At 28.9% G+C, this 19,411-nt stretch carries 17 protein-coding genes; 16 read left to right on the top strand and 1 reads right to left on the bottom strand.

Annotation, left to right across the window (positions count from 1 at the left end; all coding sequences use genetic code 11):
- Positions 1-8 precede the first annotated feature (8 nt).
- The gene (locus HF850_RS12010; RefSeq protein ID WP_169105685.1) at positions 9-2,006 is read left to right on the top strand and encodes a methyl-accepting chemotaxis protein; all 1,998 of its coding nucleotides are present in this window, start codon (positions 9-11) and stop codon (positions 2,004-2,006) included.
- A 36-nt stretch (positions 2,007-2,042) separates the two neighbouring features.
- Here HF850_RS12010 and pyk read toward each other — a convergent pair whose 3' ends face one another.
- Positions 2,043-3,461, bottom strand: coding sequence for a pyruvate kinase (pyk, locus tag HF850_RS12005; protein ID WP_169105684.1), 1,419 nt, complete (start codon positions 3,459-3,461; stop codon positions 2,043-2,045).
- A gap of 286 nt (positions 3,462-3,747) precedes the next feature.
- Here pyk and HF850_RS12000 point away from each other — a divergent pair, with 286 nt between their 5' ends.
- The 15 genes from HF850_RS12000 to rodA all read left to right on the top strand — a co-directional run bounded on the left by HF850_RS12000 (position 3,748) and on the right by rodA (position 19,298).
- Entirely contained in the window at positions 3,748-4,416 is a 669-nt protein-coding gene (locus HF850_RS12000) for an SPOR domain-containing protein (RefSeq protein WP_169105683.1), read from the top strand.
- Between the two features lie 230 nt (positions 4,417-4,646).
- Positions 4,647-5,213 (top strand): Maf-like protein, encoded by a 567-nt coding sequence (locus HF850_RS11995; protein WP_169105682.1) that lies wholly within the window; start codon positions 4,647-4,649, stop codon positions 5,211-5,213.
- A 45-nt stretch (positions 5,214-5,258) separates the two neighbouring features.
- Positions 5,259-5,948, top strand: coding sequence for a DNA repair protein RadC (radC, locus tag HF850_RS11990; RefSeq protein WP_169105681.1), 690 nt, complete (start codon positions 5,259-5,261; stop codon positions 5,946-5,948).
- A 23-nt stretch (positions 5,949-5,971) separates the two neighbouring features.
- The gene (locus tag HF850_RS11985) at positions 5,972-6,991 is read left to right on the top strand and encodes a rod shape-determining protein (RefSeq protein ID WP_169105680.1); all 1,020 of its coding nucleotides are present in this window, start codon (positions 5,972-5,974) and stop codon (positions 6,989-6,991) included.
- A gap of 6 nt (positions 6,992-6,997) precedes the next feature.
- Positions 6,998-7,843, top strand: coding sequence for a rod shape-determining protein MreC (gene mreC / locus HF850_RS11980; protein ID WP_169105679.1), 846 nt, complete (start codon positions 6,998-7,000; stop codon positions 7,841-7,843).
- Positions 7,844-7,854: 11 nt separating this feature from the next.
- Complete coding sequence (gene mreD, locus HF850_RS11975; protein WP_169105678.1) at positions 7,855-8,346, top strand: rod shape-determining protein MreD; 492 nt, start codon at positions 7,855-7,857, stop codon at positions 8,344-8,346.
- Positions 8,343-11,375, top strand: a complete 3,033-nt coding sequence (locus tag HF850_RS11970) for a penicillin-binding transpeptidase domain-containing protein (protein ID WP_169105677.1) — start codon at positions 8,343-8,345, stop codon at positions 11,373-11,375. The genes mreD and HF850_RS11970 overlap by 4 nt, the downstream gene beginning before the upstream one ends.
- 542 nt (positions 11,376-11,917) lie before the next feature.
- Positions 11,918-12,853 (top strand): class A beta-lactamase, encoded by a 936-nt coding sequence (bla, locus tag HF850_RS11965; protein WP_169105676.1) that lies wholly within the window; start codon positions 11,918-11,920, stop codon positions 12,851-12,853.
- A 201-nt stretch (positions 12,854-13,054) separates the two neighbouring features.
- Entirely contained in the window at positions 13,055-13,429 is a 375-nt protein-coding gene (locus HF850_RS11960; RefSeq protein ID WP_002582229.1) for a BlaI/MecI/CopY family transcriptional regulator, read from the top strand.
- Positions 13,430-13,440: 11 nt separating this feature from the next.
- Positions 13,441-15,216, top strand: coding sequence for a BlaR1 family beta-lactam sensor/signal transducer (locus tag HF850_RS11955; RefSeq protein WP_002582228.1), 1,776 nt, complete (start codon positions 13,441-13,443; stop codon positions 15,214-15,216).
- Between the two features lie 120 nt (positions 15,217-15,336).
- Positions 15,337-16,020, top strand: a complete 684-nt coding sequence (gene sfsA, locus HF850_RS11950) for a DNA/RNA nuclease SfsA (RefSeq protein ID WP_169105675.1) — start codon at positions 15,337-15,339, stop codon at positions 16,018-16,020.
- A gap of 209 nt (positions 16,021-16,229) precedes the next feature.
- Positions 16,230-16,889: a septum site-determining protein MinC gene (minC, locus tag HF850_RS11945; RefSeq protein ID WP_169105674.1), complete on the top strand. Its 660-nt coding sequence runs from the start codon at positions 16,230-16,232 to the stop codon at positions 16,887-16,889.
- Between the two features lie 20 nt (positions 16,890-16,909).
- Positions 16,910-17,710, top strand: coding sequence for a septum site-determining protein MinD (gene minD / locus HF850_RS11940; protein ID WP_169105673.1), 801 nt, complete (start codon positions 16,910-16,912; stop codon positions 17,708-17,710).
- A gap of 15 nt (positions 17,711-17,725) precedes the next feature.
- Complete coding sequence (gene minE / locus HF850_RS11935; RefSeq protein ID WP_169105672.1) at positions 17,726-17,992, top strand: cell division topological specificity factor MinE; 267 nt, start codon at positions 17,726-17,728, stop codon at positions 17,990-17,992.
- A gap of 178 nt (positions 17,993-18,170) precedes the next feature.
- Positions 18,171-19,298, top strand: coding sequence for a rod shape-determining protein RodA (gene rodA, locus HF850_RS11930; RefSeq protein ID WP_169105671.1), 1,128 nt, complete (start codon positions 18,171-18,173; stop codon positions 19,296-19,298).
- Positions 19,299-19,411 lie beyond the last annotated feature (113 nt).

Below are 19,411 nucleotides of genomic sequence, written 5' to 3'. Positions count from 1 at the left end.
AGGTAAAAATGAAAAAGTACAAAAGTATTAATAGGCAATTAATAACTAAGTATGTAGCTATAGTAATTATATCTACATTATTTTACACGATCATGGGGATTAGTATTGGAAAAAATATACTTATAAATAATTCTCAAGATTTGTTAAAGAATTTTGCATTACAAGTAGGAGAAGATATAGATAGAATTATTGAATTAGAAATGCAAAAAGTAGAACTAATTTCTGAAATGCCGGTAATTACTGATCCATCTATTCCAAAAGAAGAGAAATTAAGGGTGCTAACAGAAATAGTAAAACATAATAAATATAAAAAAGGTGCATTAATTGATCTTGATGGAACATGTACAACTACTTTAGGAGAAGTGGTAGATGTAAGTGACAAAGAGTATTTTCCAATAAATTTATCAGGAAAAAGTTATATTACACCACCTAATATAAGTAAAGCTGATGGTGGATTACAGGTATCAATAACATCTCCAATAATAAGTGATGGAGAAATGATTGGAATATTATTCATATCTAAAGAGGCTGAAGAATTTTCAAACATTACTAACAATATAAGCTTTGGAAAAACTGGAACTGCTTATGTGGTTGATAAAAATGGCACAAATATTATAAATAGGGATATTCAGAAGGTAATAGATAAGGTAAACAGAATAGAAGATGCAAAAACAGATTCTAAGTATGAAGAACTTGCAGACGTTACAAAACAGATGATACAAGGACAAAATGGGACTGGATCTTATATGTTTAATGGAGCAAGAAAATATCTCGGATTTGCTCCAATAAAAAGTACTGGGTGGTCAGTTGGAATTACTGCTGAAGAAAGTGATATGATTTCAGGATTAACTTTAATGACAATAAGCTTTTTAGTAATAGGTATTATTGTTATTGCAGTTGTTAGCATAGTTACATACATAATATCTAAGCAATTTAGTTCAAGATTAAACAAACTTAAAGTAGAAGTAGTAGATATTTCACAAGGAAAATTTATTTCAAAGAAAATAGATGAAAAAATAAATGATGAAATAACAGAGGTAATGGTTGCTGTTGAAGATACAAAGAAATCAGTTGCTGAAATGATACAATCAATTAAAGAATCTGCAAAGATTATAAATGAAGAATGTTCGGATTTAGCAGTAATTTCTGATAAGTTCTTAAGTGGAACAAAAAATATAAATATAGCAGTTGAGGATTCAACAAAGGCTGCTGAAAATCAAGCAAATGAACTTACTGATATTAATGGTATACTAGAAGAATTTGATGTGGCTATAGATGAAAATAATAAAAATATGGCTAAAATAAATAGACAATCATTAGAAATAAGCAAACAAGCTAGTGAGAGCCGTAAGGATATGGATAGCCTATTAGAATTTATTAATACATTAAATACATCATTTAATGATTTCAGAAGTGAAATAGATGAAATGGAAAATAGCATGAAGAAAATAAACGATATTACAATGCTGATTAATTCTATTTCAGATCAAACTAATTTATTAGCTCTAAATGCAGCTATTGAAGCAGCAAGAGCAGGTGAAGCAGGGAAAGGATTTTCAGTTGTTGCTGATGAAATAAGGAATTTAGCAGAGCAAAGTAAGGAATCAACTGAAAATACTTATAAAGTTATAGAAGATGTACTTAAAAAAGTTAAAAATATAATACAAACAAGTGAAATTATAACGAAGGAATTAGAATCTGGTGAAAAGAATGTAGAAAACAATGTACATACATTAGAAGGAATTTTAAATGCATTCTCTGAGATTTCTCCAATGATAGATTCTGTAAGCAGAAGTTTCGATGAGATATTAACTCAAAAGGATAGGATAATATCTAAAGTAGAAGGATCATCAGCAGTTTCTGAAGAATTAGCGGCATCTTCTGAAGAAGTATTGGCATCTACAAATGAATTTGTATCGGCATCACAAGTAGTTAAAAATGCTACTGATAAGTTAAATGAACTTTCAACTAAGATGAGTGAAGATGTAGATATGTTTGAAATATAGATAAAATAACCAAGGGAGAAATCCTTGGTTATTTTTTTAAAGTTTTTCTATTTTTAACATATTTGTTCCGCCAGTTTGAGTTGTAGGCATACCAGCAGCAACTATTATATCATCACCAGGTTCAGTAATTCCGAGATTAAATACAGCTGTTTTTGCAGCATTTAGTATATCTTCTGTTGTATTAAACATATCACATTGCATAGGAATAACTCCAAAATTTAAATTTAATCCACGTCTTACATGATCATATGGAGTTATAGCAATTACAGGAGCCTTAGGTTTGTATCTTGATATTAATCTTGCAGTAGCACCACTCTTTGTAGCAGCCACAATTGCTTTTGCATCTAAAAGATTAGCAGTTCTACAAGCTGAATAACTTATAGCAGCAGCATAATCTTTAAATGTAGTTTCTCTATATCTTACTGTTAGTTGGTTATAATCTAGAAATTCTTCAGTTTCTTGAGCAATTTGAGACATTGTTCTTGCAGCATCTACAGGAAATGAGCCGGAAGCACTTTCGCCACTAAGCATGATTGCATCAGTTCCATCAAATATGGCATTACTTATATCGCTAGCTTCAGCTCTTGTTGGAAGTGAATTTCTAATCATTGAATCAAGCATTTGAGTAGCTGTTATTACTATTTTACCCGCTTCATTACATTTTTTTATTATCATTTTTTGGATTATAGGAACTTTTTGGATAGGAATTTCTACACCCATATCTCCTCTGGCAACCATAACGGCATCAGTTACTTCGATTATTGAATCTATATTATCTACGCCTTCTTGATTTTCAATTTTTGCAATTACTTTAATATGATCACCATGATTTTCTTTTAGTACCTTTTTTACATCTAATACATCGCTTGCTTTTCTTATGAAGGAAGCAGCAATAAAGTCAACACCCATTTCACATCCAAATTTTATATCTTCAATATCTTTTTCAGTAATTGAAGGTAACTTAATACTAACATTTGGAACATTTACGCCCTTATGATTTTTTATTTCTCCACCAACGAGTACTTTTGTATTGATTCTTTTTCCATCTACACCTGTTACTTCAAATTTTAGAAGGCCATCATCTACAAGAATTTTTCCTCCTACTTTTATATCTTGGTAAAGTTCTTCGTATGAAATAGAGCATTCTTTTTCGCTGCCAAGAATTTCTTCGCCGCATATAAAAGAAAAAGTATCTCCTTCTCTTAATGTAACACCATCATTTATAAAATTATGAGTTCTGATTTTAGGTCCTTTAATATCAAGTACAATAGCAGTAGGAGAATTCATTTCTGTTCTTAATTTTTTTATTAAGTCAATTTTTTCTTTGTGAGTTTCATGAGTACCATGAGAAAAGTTAAGTCTGGCGGCACTCATTCCTATTTCAATAAATTTTCTTAAAGTTTCTTCATTATCACTTGCAGGTCCAATAGTAAAAATCATTTTTGTTTTTTGCATGTAAACACCTCACGTATTTTAATAATATTTAATAATGTGATAATCTCAACATAATACAATAAATGTAAAATTTAATGAGATAATGAAAAAATAACATAATAATATTTTACCATATATTTCAAATTGATATATATGAATTGTAAAAATATAAAAAATTAAATAGTAAAAGTAATAAATAATATTTAAATTTATATAATAAAATTTTCCTTAACATAATTCATATATAGTATATTATCTGAATAAATATACTATATATGAATTAACATTGTTTAAGGAGGGGAAGGATTTGAGATACACAAGATATGAGTACAAAAAATCAGGAAATATTAGATTTCTTATAACAGTATTAGTAGTTGCTATATTATCAATTGGAGGAGGTCTTTATATTAGTAGTGTATTATTTGGAAACAAAGAAGATACACAGAGTACGGGTGTTATAGATTCATCTAAAGAATTAAGTGCAAAAGTACAGGCAAATAGTATTGTAGTTCTCCAATGTGGTTTTTATTCAAAAAGGGAAAACGCAGACGCATTAGTTTCTTCCATAAAACAATACTGCTATCCGTTTATTACTGAAGATAATGGGAATTATAGAGTAATAGCTGGAATATTTAATGAAGAAGATGCAATAAAGAAGATTCAGCAGTTTAAAGATAATGGCATAGAGGTTTCTAAAACTACTCTTACATTAAAGGCAGATAATAATGAAGATCAAAAGATTATAGAAATATGTGATGGCTTTTTAAGAATAATGAGTAAGTTTGAAGAAAAAGATGTTAATAGTATAAAAACAGATGATTTTAAAAAATGGTGTATTAGTATTTTAGGGAGTGAAGGAGAGTACGGAGAAAAGCTTAAATCAATAGTAGATTATGTGCAGAGTATGCCAGAGGAAATTAATAAAAGTAATAATTCTGAAGAAGAATATAAATTCTATAATATAATTAAAGAATAAATATATCATAAATTATTACAACAAAATTACATTTGTATAAAAAAAACTATAACTTAAAACAACATACTTGTTTATGGAGTTTTTAAATGATAAACTATAAGATGTGAAAATTATAGTTTTCACTCTTATAGTTTATTTTGTAGACATTTTAGGTTAAAAAATTAACATGTCTATAATGTATACTATTTGTTAATAATATATATTGGATTCTTGATTTAGGATGTGGATATATGAAAATAATATTAGCCTCTGCTTCTGAAAGAAGACAAGAGTTGTTAAGCAGAATTTTTGAAAAATTTGATATCATGGTAAGTGATTTTGATGAAACTACTGTGGCATTTAATAGTGATGTTACTGACTATGTCAAAAAAATTTCAAAAGGAAAAGCATTAGAAGTTAAAGAAAGAATCATTGATGATGCTATAATAATATCTGCTGATACTGTTGTAACTTTTAATGATAAGATACTTGGAAAGCCTAAAGATAAAAATGAAGCTTTTCAAATGTTAAAATCTCTTCAAGGAAGAAGTCATATAGTGTATACAGGAATTACTGTTATCAATACTAAAAAAGATACTATTAGACAAGAAAGTGTATCGACAGAAGTGACTTTTTCTAAAATAAGTGATGATGAGATTAAAAAATACATAGAAACTGGTGAACCACTAGATAAAGCAGGAGCTTATGGTATTCAAGGAAAAGGTGGAGTATTTGTTGAAAAAATTAATGGATGTTATTACAACGTAGTTGGCCTTCCATTAAATAAACTAAAAACCATAATTGAAGAAATTAGATAATTAAAGAGGGGGATGGGTATCTTAATAATTGGAGGATTTTCGTTAATGAAAGGTAACCTTAGAATTATGGATATACCAGAAAATGAAAGACCAAAGGAAAAGCTACTCTCATACGGGGCTGAAACTTTAAATAACTCAGAGTTGTTAGCAGTTATATTAAGGACTGGAACAAGAGCTGAAAATGTAATTGACCTTAGCAGAAGAGTATTGAAAGAACTTGATGGTTTAGATGGAATATTAGATGCAAATTTTAGTGATATTACAAGTATAAAGGGAATAAAAGCTGGAAAGGCTTCACAAATTTTGGCATTAGCTGAATTGTTCAAGAGATTTAAAACACTACGTTCAGGGAAAATGAATAAAAAAATTTCATCACCTATAGATTTAATAGAATATTTAGAAGATGAAATGAGCTGTTTAAATCAAGAAATATTAAAAGTAATATTGCTAAATACTAAGAACTGTATTGTTGGAGTTAAGGATGTTTTTGTAGGGTCTTTGAACAATTCAATTGTTCATCCAAGAGAAATCTTTAAAGCAGCAATAAATAAAAATAGTGCATCAATAATCATATGTCATAATCATCCATCAGGGGACCCTGTACCAAGTAAGGAAGATATAAATATTACATTAAGGATAAAAGAATGTGGAAACATTATAGGCATTCAGTTATTGGATCATATTATAATAGGAAATAATAAATATGTTAGTTTTAAAGAAGAAAGACTAATATAAAAATCGGAAGGGGAAAAAACGAAATGGGATTTTTTGGATCAGGAAAAGACATGGGAATAGATTTAGGAACTGCAAATACGTTAGTGTTTGTTAAAGGAAAGGGAATCGTGTTAAGAGAACCTTCAGTTGTTGCTATAAATAGCATGACTAAAAAAACACTTGCAGTAGGATCTGAAGCAAAACTTATGATTGGTAGAACACCAGGAAACATAGTTGCTATAAGACCATTAAAAGATGGAGTTATAGCAGATTTCGATACAGCACAAACAATGATGAAAAACTTAATCGAAAAAGCTACAAGCAAGAGTGGATTTAAGAGCCCAAGGATAATAGTTTGTTATCCATCTGGAGTAACAGAAGTAGAAAAAAGAGCTATAGAAGAAGCAACTAGAAGTTCAGGAGCTAGAGATGTAATCTTAATGGAAGAACCTATGGCGGCTGCTATTGGTGCAGGACTTCCAGTAAGCGAACCAACAGGAAGTATGATAGTAGATATCGGAGGCGGTACTACAGAAGTAGCTATTATATCATTAGGTGGAATAGTTACTAGTAAATCATTAAGAATAGCTGGAGATGAACTTGATCAGTCTATTATTTCTTACATTAAAAAAGAATTCAACCTAATGATTGGTGAAAGAACTGCTGAACAAGTTAAAATGGAAATTGGATCAGCTTACAAAGATGAAAATGAAGAAGAAATGATAATGGAAATCAAGGGAAGAGATATGATAACAGGACTTCCTAAAATTGTTGAAATTTCAGAATCACAAGTAAGAGAAGCCTTAAAAGAACCTGTTTATGCTATCATAGAATCAATTAAGACTACATTAGAAAAAACACCACCAGAACTTGCAGCTGATATAATGGAAAAAGGAATAATGCTTGCAGGAGGAGGAGCTTATTTGAGAGGATTAGATGTATTAATTAATAAAGAAACTAATATGCCAGTGCATATTGCAGAAGCACCTCTTGACTGTGTGGTACTTGGAGCTGGAAAGGCACTAGAAGATTTTGATAAGATAAGCAGAGATCAAAGAGGTTAAAAGTAAATGAAACTTCTTAAAAATAAACTGGCAGTTACTATTATAGTACTGTCAGTTGCATTTTTAGGCTTAATAGGATATACAGCTAAAAGGGACAATAAGAGCATTATAGAAAGTGGTGCCGGAACAGCTCTAAGTCCAATTCAAACTATTCTATATAAAGCAACAAATCAAGTAAAAGAGACGTTAGATTTCTTTTTAAATTTCTCAGAAGTAAAACAACAGAATAAAGAATTAGTAAAAGAAAATGAACAGCTAAAAGATAAACTAGCATCATATTCAGATTTGGAAGAGGAAAATGAGAGATTCAGACAAATTCTTGATTTCAAAGAAGAAAGAGATAATTATAACTACATAGCATGTGATATTATCGGATATAGTGGTGGAAGCTTTTCAGATGGATATATAGTTAATAAGGGCGAAAATGATGGTATAAGCAAAGGTATGGCTGTTATAGCTGCACAGGGATTAGTTGGTCAGGTTACTAGTACAGGATCTAATTGGTCTATTATTCAACCAATAACCAATGAAAATATTGGCGTTAGTATTATGGTACAAAGTACAAGGGATACTGGCTACCTTACAGGATATAAAGACAAACAAGACAAGAATCTTACTCAAGTTTTAGAATTACCATTGGATTCTTCAGTAGAAGAAGGAGATGTTATCCTTACTTCTGGAGTAGGTATGATTTATCCAAAGGAAATCAGAATTGGTGAAGTCGTATCAGTTCATGAAGATAAAGTAAAAGTAATGAAGAGTGCAGTAGTTAAACCGTATGTTGATTTTAACAAACTAGAAGAACTGTTTATTATATCACCAAAAGATACAAGAGAAATTAAATATGATTAGAGGTATGTATGATGGAAAAGTTAATTATTATTTTAGTATCTATAGGATTAACTATGTTAGACAATTCTCTTGTGCCTTTTTTTTCAATAAAAGGGGCTTGCCCTAGTTTGCTGTTTACATTTGCAATTGCATATTCTTTGGTGAATACTAAAGAAAAAAGCATATTTATGGGGGTTACAAGTGGTATATTACAGGATATTTTTTTCTTTAATGGATTTGGCATAAACTGTTTAACTAATGTATTATTATGCTTTTTAGCTTCAAAAGTCGGTGAAAGCATGATTAAGGAAAAGAGAACTGTTCCTGTAATTTTTATGTTTTTAGCTACAATACTTAAGTATATAGGAGTATTTGTTATATTCTATTTCCTAAATATTAAAGTTGATTTAGCAAAAGCTATTATTATGGCTGTATATAATGCAGTAGTAATGTTCTTTGCATACAAGTATGTGATAAATATTTATGATGATGAATATACAAAGCAAAGATGGAGGTTTAGATGATCGTAAATAAGCCAGTTAAGAAAAAGAAAATCTCACGATATACTGTTTTGTGCATTATTATGGGAATAATTTTGGGAAGTATAACATTGAGGTTATTATTTATTCAAATTTTTAATCATGATGAATATAAGGAAAAAGCAAACACGACTTCAACTCGTTTTGTATCTGAAAGCGCGCCAAGAGGAGAAATTTATGATTCAAATGGTGTTACATTAGCTACAAATAAAAGAACATATTCAATTACTTATACAGAAACAGATGAAGCTAACAAAAAGTTTTATCAAACGATGGGTGAACTGTTTAATATATTGGATGAAAGTGGTGAAAGCATTCAAGATACAATGCTTTTGAAACTGGATGAAAACAATAATCCTTATTTTGAATTCTCAAGTAGTGGTTCTGATTCACAGAGATATGAAGAATTAAGATTTAAGAAGGATAGAGGATTTGATTCGGAAATACAGACTAAATTATTTCCAAACGTAGAGCAGACATCTGATTTAAGTGATGAACAAACAGAAAAAATCAATGAAGAATTATTAAAAATTACTCCAGAAGAAACATTCTATAAGTTAGTTAAAAATTATAATTTAATAGAGCTTATAGATAAGGAATATACTTCCTCTAATGCTACCAAGGAAAAGAAAGTAGCATATAAAAATATGACTGGAGAAGAAATAACTAATCAGATTTTAAATGCAGGATATTCAATTAATGATATAAGACAATTTATGCTTGTAAAAGATACATTGAAAATTCAAGGATTACAAGGTAAAAAGACAGTCACATTAGCAAGTAATATAAAGAAGGATACTGTACTTATAATTAAGCAGAAACTTACTGATTTACCAGGCATAGATGTTTCTTCAGTACCTATAAGGTATTATCCATTTAATAATTTAGCATCTTCAGTTTTGGGTTATGTATCTTCTATAAGCAGTTCTCAAAAAGATAAGTATACATTAAGAGGTTATGATGCATCTACAGACTTAATTGGAATAACCGGAATTGAATCAGCGTTTGAAGAACAACTTAAAGGAGTCAAAGGTGGAACAACTGTTAAAGTTAATTCATCAGGTAGAGTTACAGAAAAGCTATTCGAACTTGAATCTTACCCGGGAAATAATGTACATCTTACAATTGACAGTAATATTCAGTATGCAGCTGAAGAGTCATTAAAAGATGGTATAAATGAAATTCAGCAGAATGGTACAGATACAGATGGATACAGATTTAAAAATGCTACTAGAGGAGCTTTAGTAGCTGTTGAAGTTAAAACTGGAAGGATCTTATCAATGGTAAGTTATCCAAACTATAATCCTAACTTATTTGCAGTACCAGGAACATTGACTCCTGAAGAAAATAGGCAGTATTTCAATCCGGATTTAGAATCATTTGGGAACGAGTTAATTCAAAGAATGAATCTAAATAAAACTATAGATGATTTATTCCCTAAAAATAGCAAGGGTAATAGAGAAGATAAATATGATTTATATCCAAAGCCATTTTACAATTATGTTACACAATCTTTAATACCTCCAGGTTCAACATTTAAATCTTTGACTGCAATTGCAGGACTTGAATCAGGTGTAATTACACCAACTGAAACAATAAATGATACAGGTGTCTTTAACATTCACCCTGAAACTTTTGGAAAGGGATTTGGACCTAAGTGTTTACAATATACTAACTATGGTTCTGGACATGGAGCTATCGATGTAGCTAAGGCTTTAGAAGTATCTTGCAACTTCTACTTCTATGAAACTGGATATAGATTGTATATGCAGGCTTTAAATGAAGGAAAGTCAAAAACGGAGGCTTTAGATTCATTAGCTAAATATGCATGGCAGTTTGGACTTGGGGTTGACCCTGATCCTAATAGTAATGCTAATCCAGCTACGGGAATAGAACTTCAAGAAAATTTTGGCCAGACTTATAATTTTACTTCAAATAAGAATCTGATGATAAGTTATGCTATGTTTGAATTGGTTGATTATTTAGAATCTGGGGATTATAAGGGTATGGGATATACATTTGTACCTTTTGATTTTAGAGTATCAGATGAAGACAATGATGATGTTAGGGATTCTAAAAAAGCAATAAAAGACAAAGTTAAAGATGTACTCAATAAAGTAGGAACCAGTGAGTGGGGAAGTGTTAATGAAAATGAATTTACTAAGGAAATAAAAAAAGATGTTTTAAATATAATGGATAATTCAGATGTTTATAAAGCAAGAGTATCTGAATATGAAAGCAAGAATAAGAAGACTGTAAACTTAGACAGTCAAGCAAGTACAATTGCTCAAGTTATTACAAGATTTACTCTTAACGATAAACCTGTAGAAATAACATCGCCAGCTCAGCTTATTTATGCATCTATAGGTCAGGGTATAAATAACTATACTCCACTTCAACTTGCATCATATGTTTCGACAATTGCTAATGGTGGAACAAGATATAAGCTTCATTTAGTGGATAAAATCACTGATAATGATGGAAATGTTGTTCAGCAGTATGAGCCAGAAGTGATTAATACTGTAGATTTAGATCCACAGGTTTTGGCAGTAGTTAAAGATGGTATGTCAAGAGTTAATAATGAAGAAGGTGGTACAGCAAGAGCTAAATTCTTAGGCTTCCCAATAACAACAGCAGGTAAGACTGGTACAGCGGATTTCCGTGACGACCAAAAGGAATATGGAAGATCTCCATATGCAACTTATGTAAGTTTTGCGCCAGTTGATGATCCTGAAATTGCGGTAGTAGCTGTAGTATTTGACGGAGGTCATGGAGGATCTATAGCAGGAGCAGTAAGAGCTGTATATGAAGCTTATTTTAAGGATAGATTATTAGAGATGGATCCAGATTATGCATCAAAATCTGAAAGTTTTAGAAAATACGTTTTAGGCAATCCATTTACAAAGAACAAAGAGAATAGTACTGAAAATACTATCAATAATAATAATCCTAATATTGGTGAAAATAATTCCATAACAGGAAGTGAAAATAGTGGTAGTGATAATATGGATTAATTAAGATATGATTTATAATATGATAAATTTTCTCTATTTTAAATAAAAGTATAATTATTTAAAATAGAGAAAATATTTTTTGTTTAACTATAGAGGTTGCACTAATGATTTTTAATTCCGCACAATTCCATATTGAATGTATACTGGCATTCACATTATAAAGGTCAAAGTAACTTAAAAAGCTTAATCGCAATTTATATAGTAATTAGTAGATAGAATATAAGTTTTAAGCCATGTTTAATAATATAATTTTTGTAAAACCCAAACTAATAAAAGTTTGGGTTTTTATTTATTAAGTAAAAAGTATGTTAAAAATAGTAGTATTATACAACATAGATTAAACAATATATTAATAAATATTTACATATAAGCCAATATATAAATTTGACATCTATATATTACATGTGTAATATATAAAAGCATGCTAATAAGAATATAAAATAAAGGGGGAGAATAATAACAATTAATTATAAATAAAAATTTAAGGTGTTATATTAAAAAGTTACTTGGTAAATATATTAAGAAATAAAAGGAGAATTTTAATGAAAAAAATATTAAATTCAAAGTTAAGTAAGTTAACGACATATATAATTATATTAACGTCTATAGTTTCACTTATTGGATGTGGAATTATAGAAAATAAGGTGTTTGAAAATAGCGATTCAGAAAAATTAGAAACTGATTTAAAATATAATTCGGAATTTTCAAAAATTGAAAGTGATTATGGTGTAAAATTAGGTGTATATGCTTATGATACAGAAAAAAACAAAGAAATTACATATAATGCTGATGAAAGATTTGCCTATTGTTCTACTTCTAAGGCATTACTAGCTGGTTCTATTTTGGAAAAATATCCAGTAGATAAGCTTAAAGAAGTTATTCAATATGAGGAAAAAGATTTATTGTCTTATGCTCCGGTTACAAAAGATAATCTTAATAAAGGTATGACAATTGAAGAACTTTGTGAAGCGGCAGTCCGTTTAAGTGATAATACAGCTGCAAATCTTTTATTCAATCTTATAGGTGGACCAAGTGGTTTCAAAGAATCATTAAATAAATTAGGTGATAATGTTACAGAACCTGAACGTATAGAACCTGAATTGAATTCTGCTATACCAGGAGAAATTAGAGATACTAGTACTCCAAGACAATTAGCGCTTGATTTAAAGGAATATATAAGTGGAAATATATTGACAGATGATAAGAAAGCAATTTTTATTGATTGGATGTCTGGAAATTCAACAGGTGATAATCTAATTCGTGCAGGCGCACCTAATGAATGGATAGTTGCTGATAAGAGTGGAGCTGGAGATTATGGAACAAGGAATGATATTGCAATAGTAACTCCTCCAAATGGTAAACCTATATTTTTAGCTATATTATCAAATAAAAATGAGGAAGATGCTAAATATGATGATGAAACAATTGCTGAAGCTTCTAAGGTAGTATTTGATTATTTTATGAATAGCGAAAAATAGAGTTTAAAATACAATTAGAGAAAGATATAAAAAATTATTAATCCATTTGATAGGCGGTATTTCATCAAATGGATTTTTATATGGATAAAAATTATTGTATTAATATGTTTAAGAGAGAATTGGTAAAATCAGAGTCTGTTATTTTTTATAAGTATGAATTATAATTTATTATAGATAATCTTAAATAAAAGGAGAATAGACATGGAGGATGTGCCTAAAATTTCTGAAACAGAATGGAAAGTTATGAAAGTAATATGGAGTAATCCATATATAACTGCTAATGATGTTATTGATATACTAGATGATTCTGTTGAGTGGAAACCAAAAACAGTAAAAACTTTATTAAATAGACTTTTAAATAAGAAAGTTATACATTTTGCAAAGGAAGGCCGAGAATATAAATATTATCCGTTAATAAGTGAAGATAAATCCATAAAAAAAGAAAATAAATCATTTTTAAATAAGGTTTATAATGGCGCTTTTAAAAATATGATAGCTAATTTTATAGAAGACCAAGCCTTAAGTAATGAAGATATAGATGATTTAAAAAAAATATTAGAAAGTAATAATAAGTAAAGGATATTTTAATGAAAGCTTATAATTTTTTACTGTATATGTTTTATGCAAATATATCATTAACATTAGTTATTATTTGCTTACTATCAATTAGAAAATTATTTAGTAAATGGATGAGTGCTAAGCATAAATATTTTTTGTGGTCTATATTAATTATTAAGTTAATTATACCATTTACTTTTAATTTAGATGGATGTAAATTCAATTTATTAAATTTGTTTTCAAAAAGCTTAGTTATAAAATCTAATACAGCTATGAATAAAATAGACACTGTATATAATTCAATACAATTAATAGATAATGCTAAGGATTATTCAATATCTGTAAATGATTCGAATATATATGTAATTATTATATTTTGGTTATTAATTTGTGGAATAATTCTTGGATCTATTATTGTTAATAATTTTAGGTTTAAAAATAGAATAATTAACAGAGGAGATGAACCCGATTATCGGCTAAAAGTAATAATAGAAACATGTAAAAAAGATTTGAAAATGACAAACAAGAATGTGAATACTATAGTGGTAAAAAATATTTGTTGTGCTTTTGTTGTTGGACCGTTAAAACCCTACATAATTATTTCTAAAGATTTGTGTAAGATATTTAATGATCAAGAGATAAAATATATACTTTTACATGAGATGGTTCATTTAAAAAGAAAAGATATTATTGTTAAGTTTATTACAATAATATTTTGCTGTATATATTGGTTTAATCCTTTAATTTGGATAGCTAGAGCGACATTGATTAATGATATGGAATTGTCATGTGATGAGAAGGTTTTGAGTGTTTTAAATGATGAGAAAGTACAGGGATATGGTAGAACTATCATTAAGGTACTAGAAGTAATTTCATTAAAAAGACATAATGCTATTGTGCTAAGTATTAATGGAACAAAGAAAAATGTGAAAAATAGAATTAAAAATATAGCAATGTTTTCTAAAGAAAGTATGAGATATAAGTTTTTTGGATTTTTGTTATTTATAGTTACTTTATTAATAACAACTACTTTTTTCAGTATAAGTAATCCTTTGGGAGAGGGGAAATTTAAAAATATTAATTCTAATGTTGAGTATGTAGATTTATCACAAGAATTTAATGGTGATAAGGGGACGTTTGTATTATTTAATAAAGTAAAAAATGAGTATACAATATTTAACAAGGAAGGAAGTGAAAGAAGAGTTTCACCTTGCTCAACATATAAAATTGCACTTTCATTGATTGGATTGGATAATGGAATAATAAGTAAGGATGATAATGTTATTAAATGGGATGGCCAAAATTATCATTTTACAGAGTGGAATAAAGATCAAACTTTAGAAAGTGCAATGAAGTATTCGGTTAATTGGTACTTTGACAAAATAGATAGTAGTATAAATAGAGGAAAAATATATGGATATATGAATTTGTTTAATTATGGAAACCAAAAAGCTTGGAAGATAGATAGGGAATACTGGAACCAATCTTCATTAAAAATTTCAGCTATAGAGCAAGTTCAGTTTCTAAAAAGTATTTGGGAATATGATGTTGATCTAAAAAAAGAAGATATAGACTTTGTTAAGGATTCTATTAAACTCATGGAAGAAAGTGGTACAACTTTATATGGAAAGACTGGATCCGGAAGTGAAAATGATAAAGGGGTTAATGGATGGTTTGTGGGTGTTGTAGAGAATGAAAATAATCATTATTACTTTGCTACAAATATTGAAGGTAGAAATAATATTAATGGAGAAAAAGCAAAACGTGTATCATTGGATATTTTAAAGAAATATAATGTTATATAAAGAGAATAAATATAGAATTTATTTGTAAATTTAGATGTCCCTTATTTAATAAAAAATAAGGGATAAAATTTTATAGTATTCTAATGATAAGTAGAAAATGATTCAGAGAAAGGATAAAAAATGAAATACGATAAAATTACAAAAGGAACATTTATATCAAGACCAAATAGGTTTATTGCAAATGTTGAGATAGATGGAATTAATGAAGTGTGCCATGTTAAAAACACAGGTAGATGCAAAGAATTATTAATACCAGGGTCAACAACGGTATATGTACAGGAGAGTGATAATCCAAATAGAAAGACTAAATATTCACTTATTGGTGTTTTAAAAGATGATAAAAATATAAATATGGATTCACAGGTTACAAATAAGGTAGTACATGAGTGGATTCTTAAAGGAAATATATTTGAAAATGTAAAACTTATAAAACCAGAAAAGAAATATAAAAATTCAAGATTCGATTTTTATGTTGAGACAGAAAATGAAAAAGCATTCATTGAAGTTAAAGGGGTAACATTAGAGGAAAATGGTGTGGTAAGGTTTCCAGATGCACCTACTGAAAGAGGTGTAAAACATATCAATGAATTATGTGAATGTATTGATGATGGATATAAGGCATATATAATCTTTGTGATTCAAATGAAAGATGTATTGTATTTTACACCAAATGATGATATACATAAAGCATTTGGTGATGCTCTTAGAATAGCACATAAAAAAGGTGTTCAAGTTCTTGCAGTAAATTGTTATGTTAGTGAGGATAGTATTGACATATGTGACTATGTTGAAGTTATATTGTAAATAAATAACATATTATAGCGCAAAATATGTTATAATATAATATGTATCATAAAATAAAAAGAAATAAATTGTTATTTTTGAAAATAAGATAAAATAATTTAAACACATATACAAAAATACGGTGGATAATGATATAATTTAGAGAGGTTAATGTTTTCAGAAAATTTAATGAAGTATTTTTAGACCTGCAAAGTAGTTGGGGGTAATAAATGTATAATAATGATGGGATTTTAATAAAAGGAAATAGAGATGGTATAAATACGACTATAGACATGGAAAAATTCGATTGCTTTGAAAGTATGCTTTCACTGCTTATTAAAAAGCTTTCTAAAGGAAAACATTTCTATAGAGGAACTACATTAATTTTAAAAATTGATTTAAAATTACTTAATGATAAAAAAGTAAATACACTTAAAGAACTTTTATTAGATAAGATTGAACTTAAAGATGTAGTATTTGAAGATTTAGATAAGGATGTTATTAAAAATACTCAAAAAGCTACTAGGGTATTTTCAGGTGTGCACGAAGGAAAAACTAAATTTATTAGAAAAACTGTACGAAGTGGACAATGCGTGAAATACCAAGGGAATATAGTTATAATTGGAGATATAAATAGTGGTGCGGAAGTTTACGCTGCAGGAAATGTAGTTGTGTTAGGACGCATAAAAGGAAAAGTAAGTGCAGGTATCGATGGAAATTCCAAAGCTTTTATAGCTGCTTTTTTACTGCAGCCTGAAATATTAAAAATATCAAATATCATAGCTATGTCGCCAGATGATATAGAAAAGCCTAAATATCCAGAGCTTGCAAAGATTAAAGATGGAGCAATAATAGTTGAACCATATTTACCGAATAAATATATATATTAGAAAGTCGGAGGGATTTTTAAATGGGAGTATCTATAGTAATTACTTCAGGAAAAGGTGGAGTTGGAAAAACTACAACTACTGCTAATATAGGAACTGCTTTAGCTTCACTAGGAAAAAAAGTAGTTGTTATTGATGGAGATACAGGATTAAGAAATTTAGATGTATTATTAGGACTAGAAAACAGAATTGTTTATACAATTATAGACGTAATAGAAGGAAGATGCAGATTAAAGCAAGGTCTTATAAAAGATAAGAGATTTCAAAATTTATGCTTGTTGCCAACAGCGCAGACTAAAGATAAAGATGATATAAGCCCTCAGGAAATGCTTAAGATAGTAAATGAGTTAAAGGAAGAATTTGATTACGTTTTAATTGATTCACCTGCAGGAATTGAACAAGGATTTGAAAATGCTGTTATAGGTGCTGATAGGGCAATAGTAGTAGTAAATCCAGAAATAACTTCAGTAAGAGATGCAGATAGAGTAATAGGAAAGCTTGATGCTAAAGGATTAGAAGACCATTCAGTAATTATAAACAGATTAAACTATGAAATGACTAAAAATGGAGATATGCTTGATGTTTCAGATATAATAGAAACACTTTCAATAGAACTTTTAGGTGTTGTTCCTGATGATAAAAGTATCACAGTTTCAACTAATAAAGGTGAGCCAATTGTTTTAGATGATACAGCTAGGGCCGGACAAGCATTTAAAAACATAGCTAAAAGAATAACTGGCGAGCAAGTTCCGTTTATGGATTTACATACAGCAGAAAATTCAGGGTTTCTTAGTTCCTTAATGAAGCTGTTTAAACGTGGCTAAAGGGGGAAATTTTAAATGGGGTTCTTTAGGAATATAAATAGTAAACCTACACCAAAAGAAGTAGCTAGGGATAGATTAAAATTAATACTTATTCATGATAGAGGCGAAATTGCTCCGGATACAATTGAGAAAATAAGGTCAGAAATATTAGATGTTATATCTAAGTATATTGATATCCAAGCAGATAATGTTGAGATATCTGTAAGTAGAGCTAATGATGATGGAGAAAATTCATCTTCTCTTGTTGCAAATATTCCAATTAAAAGTATAAGAGGAAGATAAGCAAAGTTATAAGTAGTACTAAAACATCTTAGGAACACAAATCCTAAGATGTTTTTAATTATTACAAAATTATTATGATTATCTTATAAAGTGCTATCTATATAGAGAATAGATTAATAATAGTGTATAATTAGTAAGAAAAGATTAGTGAAAAATACACCATATTGGAGGTAGAATATTGTTTAGGCAATTTAAATTAGATGTAAGAATTTTAAAAGATATAGATAAACCAATATTATTTTCAATGATCTTAATAGTATTATATGGTACCTTTAATATATATTTATGTACTAAGGGCGGAATAAATGCAGGCTGTGGGCCAAAGCAATTTATGTGGCTTATAATATCATTGATTATATTATATTTTTTCCTTGCTATAGATTATTCAGTAATAATGAATTATGTACCATTGTTTTATTGGGGATCTGTATTGCTTCTTATTGGAACAACATTTTTTGGTTCTGTTGTAAATGGAGCTAGAGGATGGATAAAGTTTGGACCAGTATCTTTGCAGACATCTGAAATTGCAAAGATAGCTATTATACTTATGCTTGCAAAAAAACTTGATGAAATGGATGGAAAGATAAACGATGTAAAAAACTTCTTCATCTTAGTTTTTTATTGTGCAGTACCAGTTTTATTTATAATTTCTCAACCTGATATGGGAATGACAATGGTTTGTTTCTTTATTGTATTAGGGATATTTTATGTTGCTGGATTAGATATAAAGATTATTGGAGGAGGATTAGCCTCTTTAGTTCTTGGAATTATAGTAGTATGGAATTCAGGACTTATTGAACAGTATCAAAAAAATAGATTTATAGGTTTTTTAGATCCTACAGCAGATGAAACAGGAAATGGTTACCATTTACTTCAGTCTCTTATAGGAATTGGTTCTGGTGGATTATTTGGAAGTAGACCATCTATTACTAGTGACATTGCTATGGGATATGCCGCACAGAATGTTCCAGAAGTTCATACAGACTTTATATTTGCTGCAATATCTGAACAGTGGGGATTTGTAGGAGCAATGTTTTTACTATTATTATATGGGATAATGATATATAGAATGATACTAATAGCAAGAACATCTAAAGATATATTTGGTTCTGTTATATGCGTTGGAATAGTATCATATTTCTTATTTGCAATTATTCAAAATATAGGAATGACAATAGGTCTTCTTCCTATTACAGGTATTACATTACCACTTGTAAGTTATGGAGGAAGTTCACTTTTGACAACTATTTTGTCTGTAGGTCTTGTCTTAAATGTAGGAATGAGAAGAAAGAAAATACATTTTTAAAATATTTTTAACTAGAGAATTATTCTCTAGTTTTTTTGGCTCAACACCAAAATGTGTTCTTGACAGCACTAAGCTGTCAAGGCACGTTTATTACACTCTAAAAAAATTCTTGC

Source organism: Clostridium sp. SM-530-WT-3G (assembly GCF_012843905.1).
Classification (GTDB): domain Bacteria; phylum Bacillota; class Clostridia; order Clostridiales; family Clostridiaceae; genus Clostridium.
Note: the sequence above shows the minus strand (reverse complement) of the source record. Positions and strands in the feature narration are given on the sequence as shown.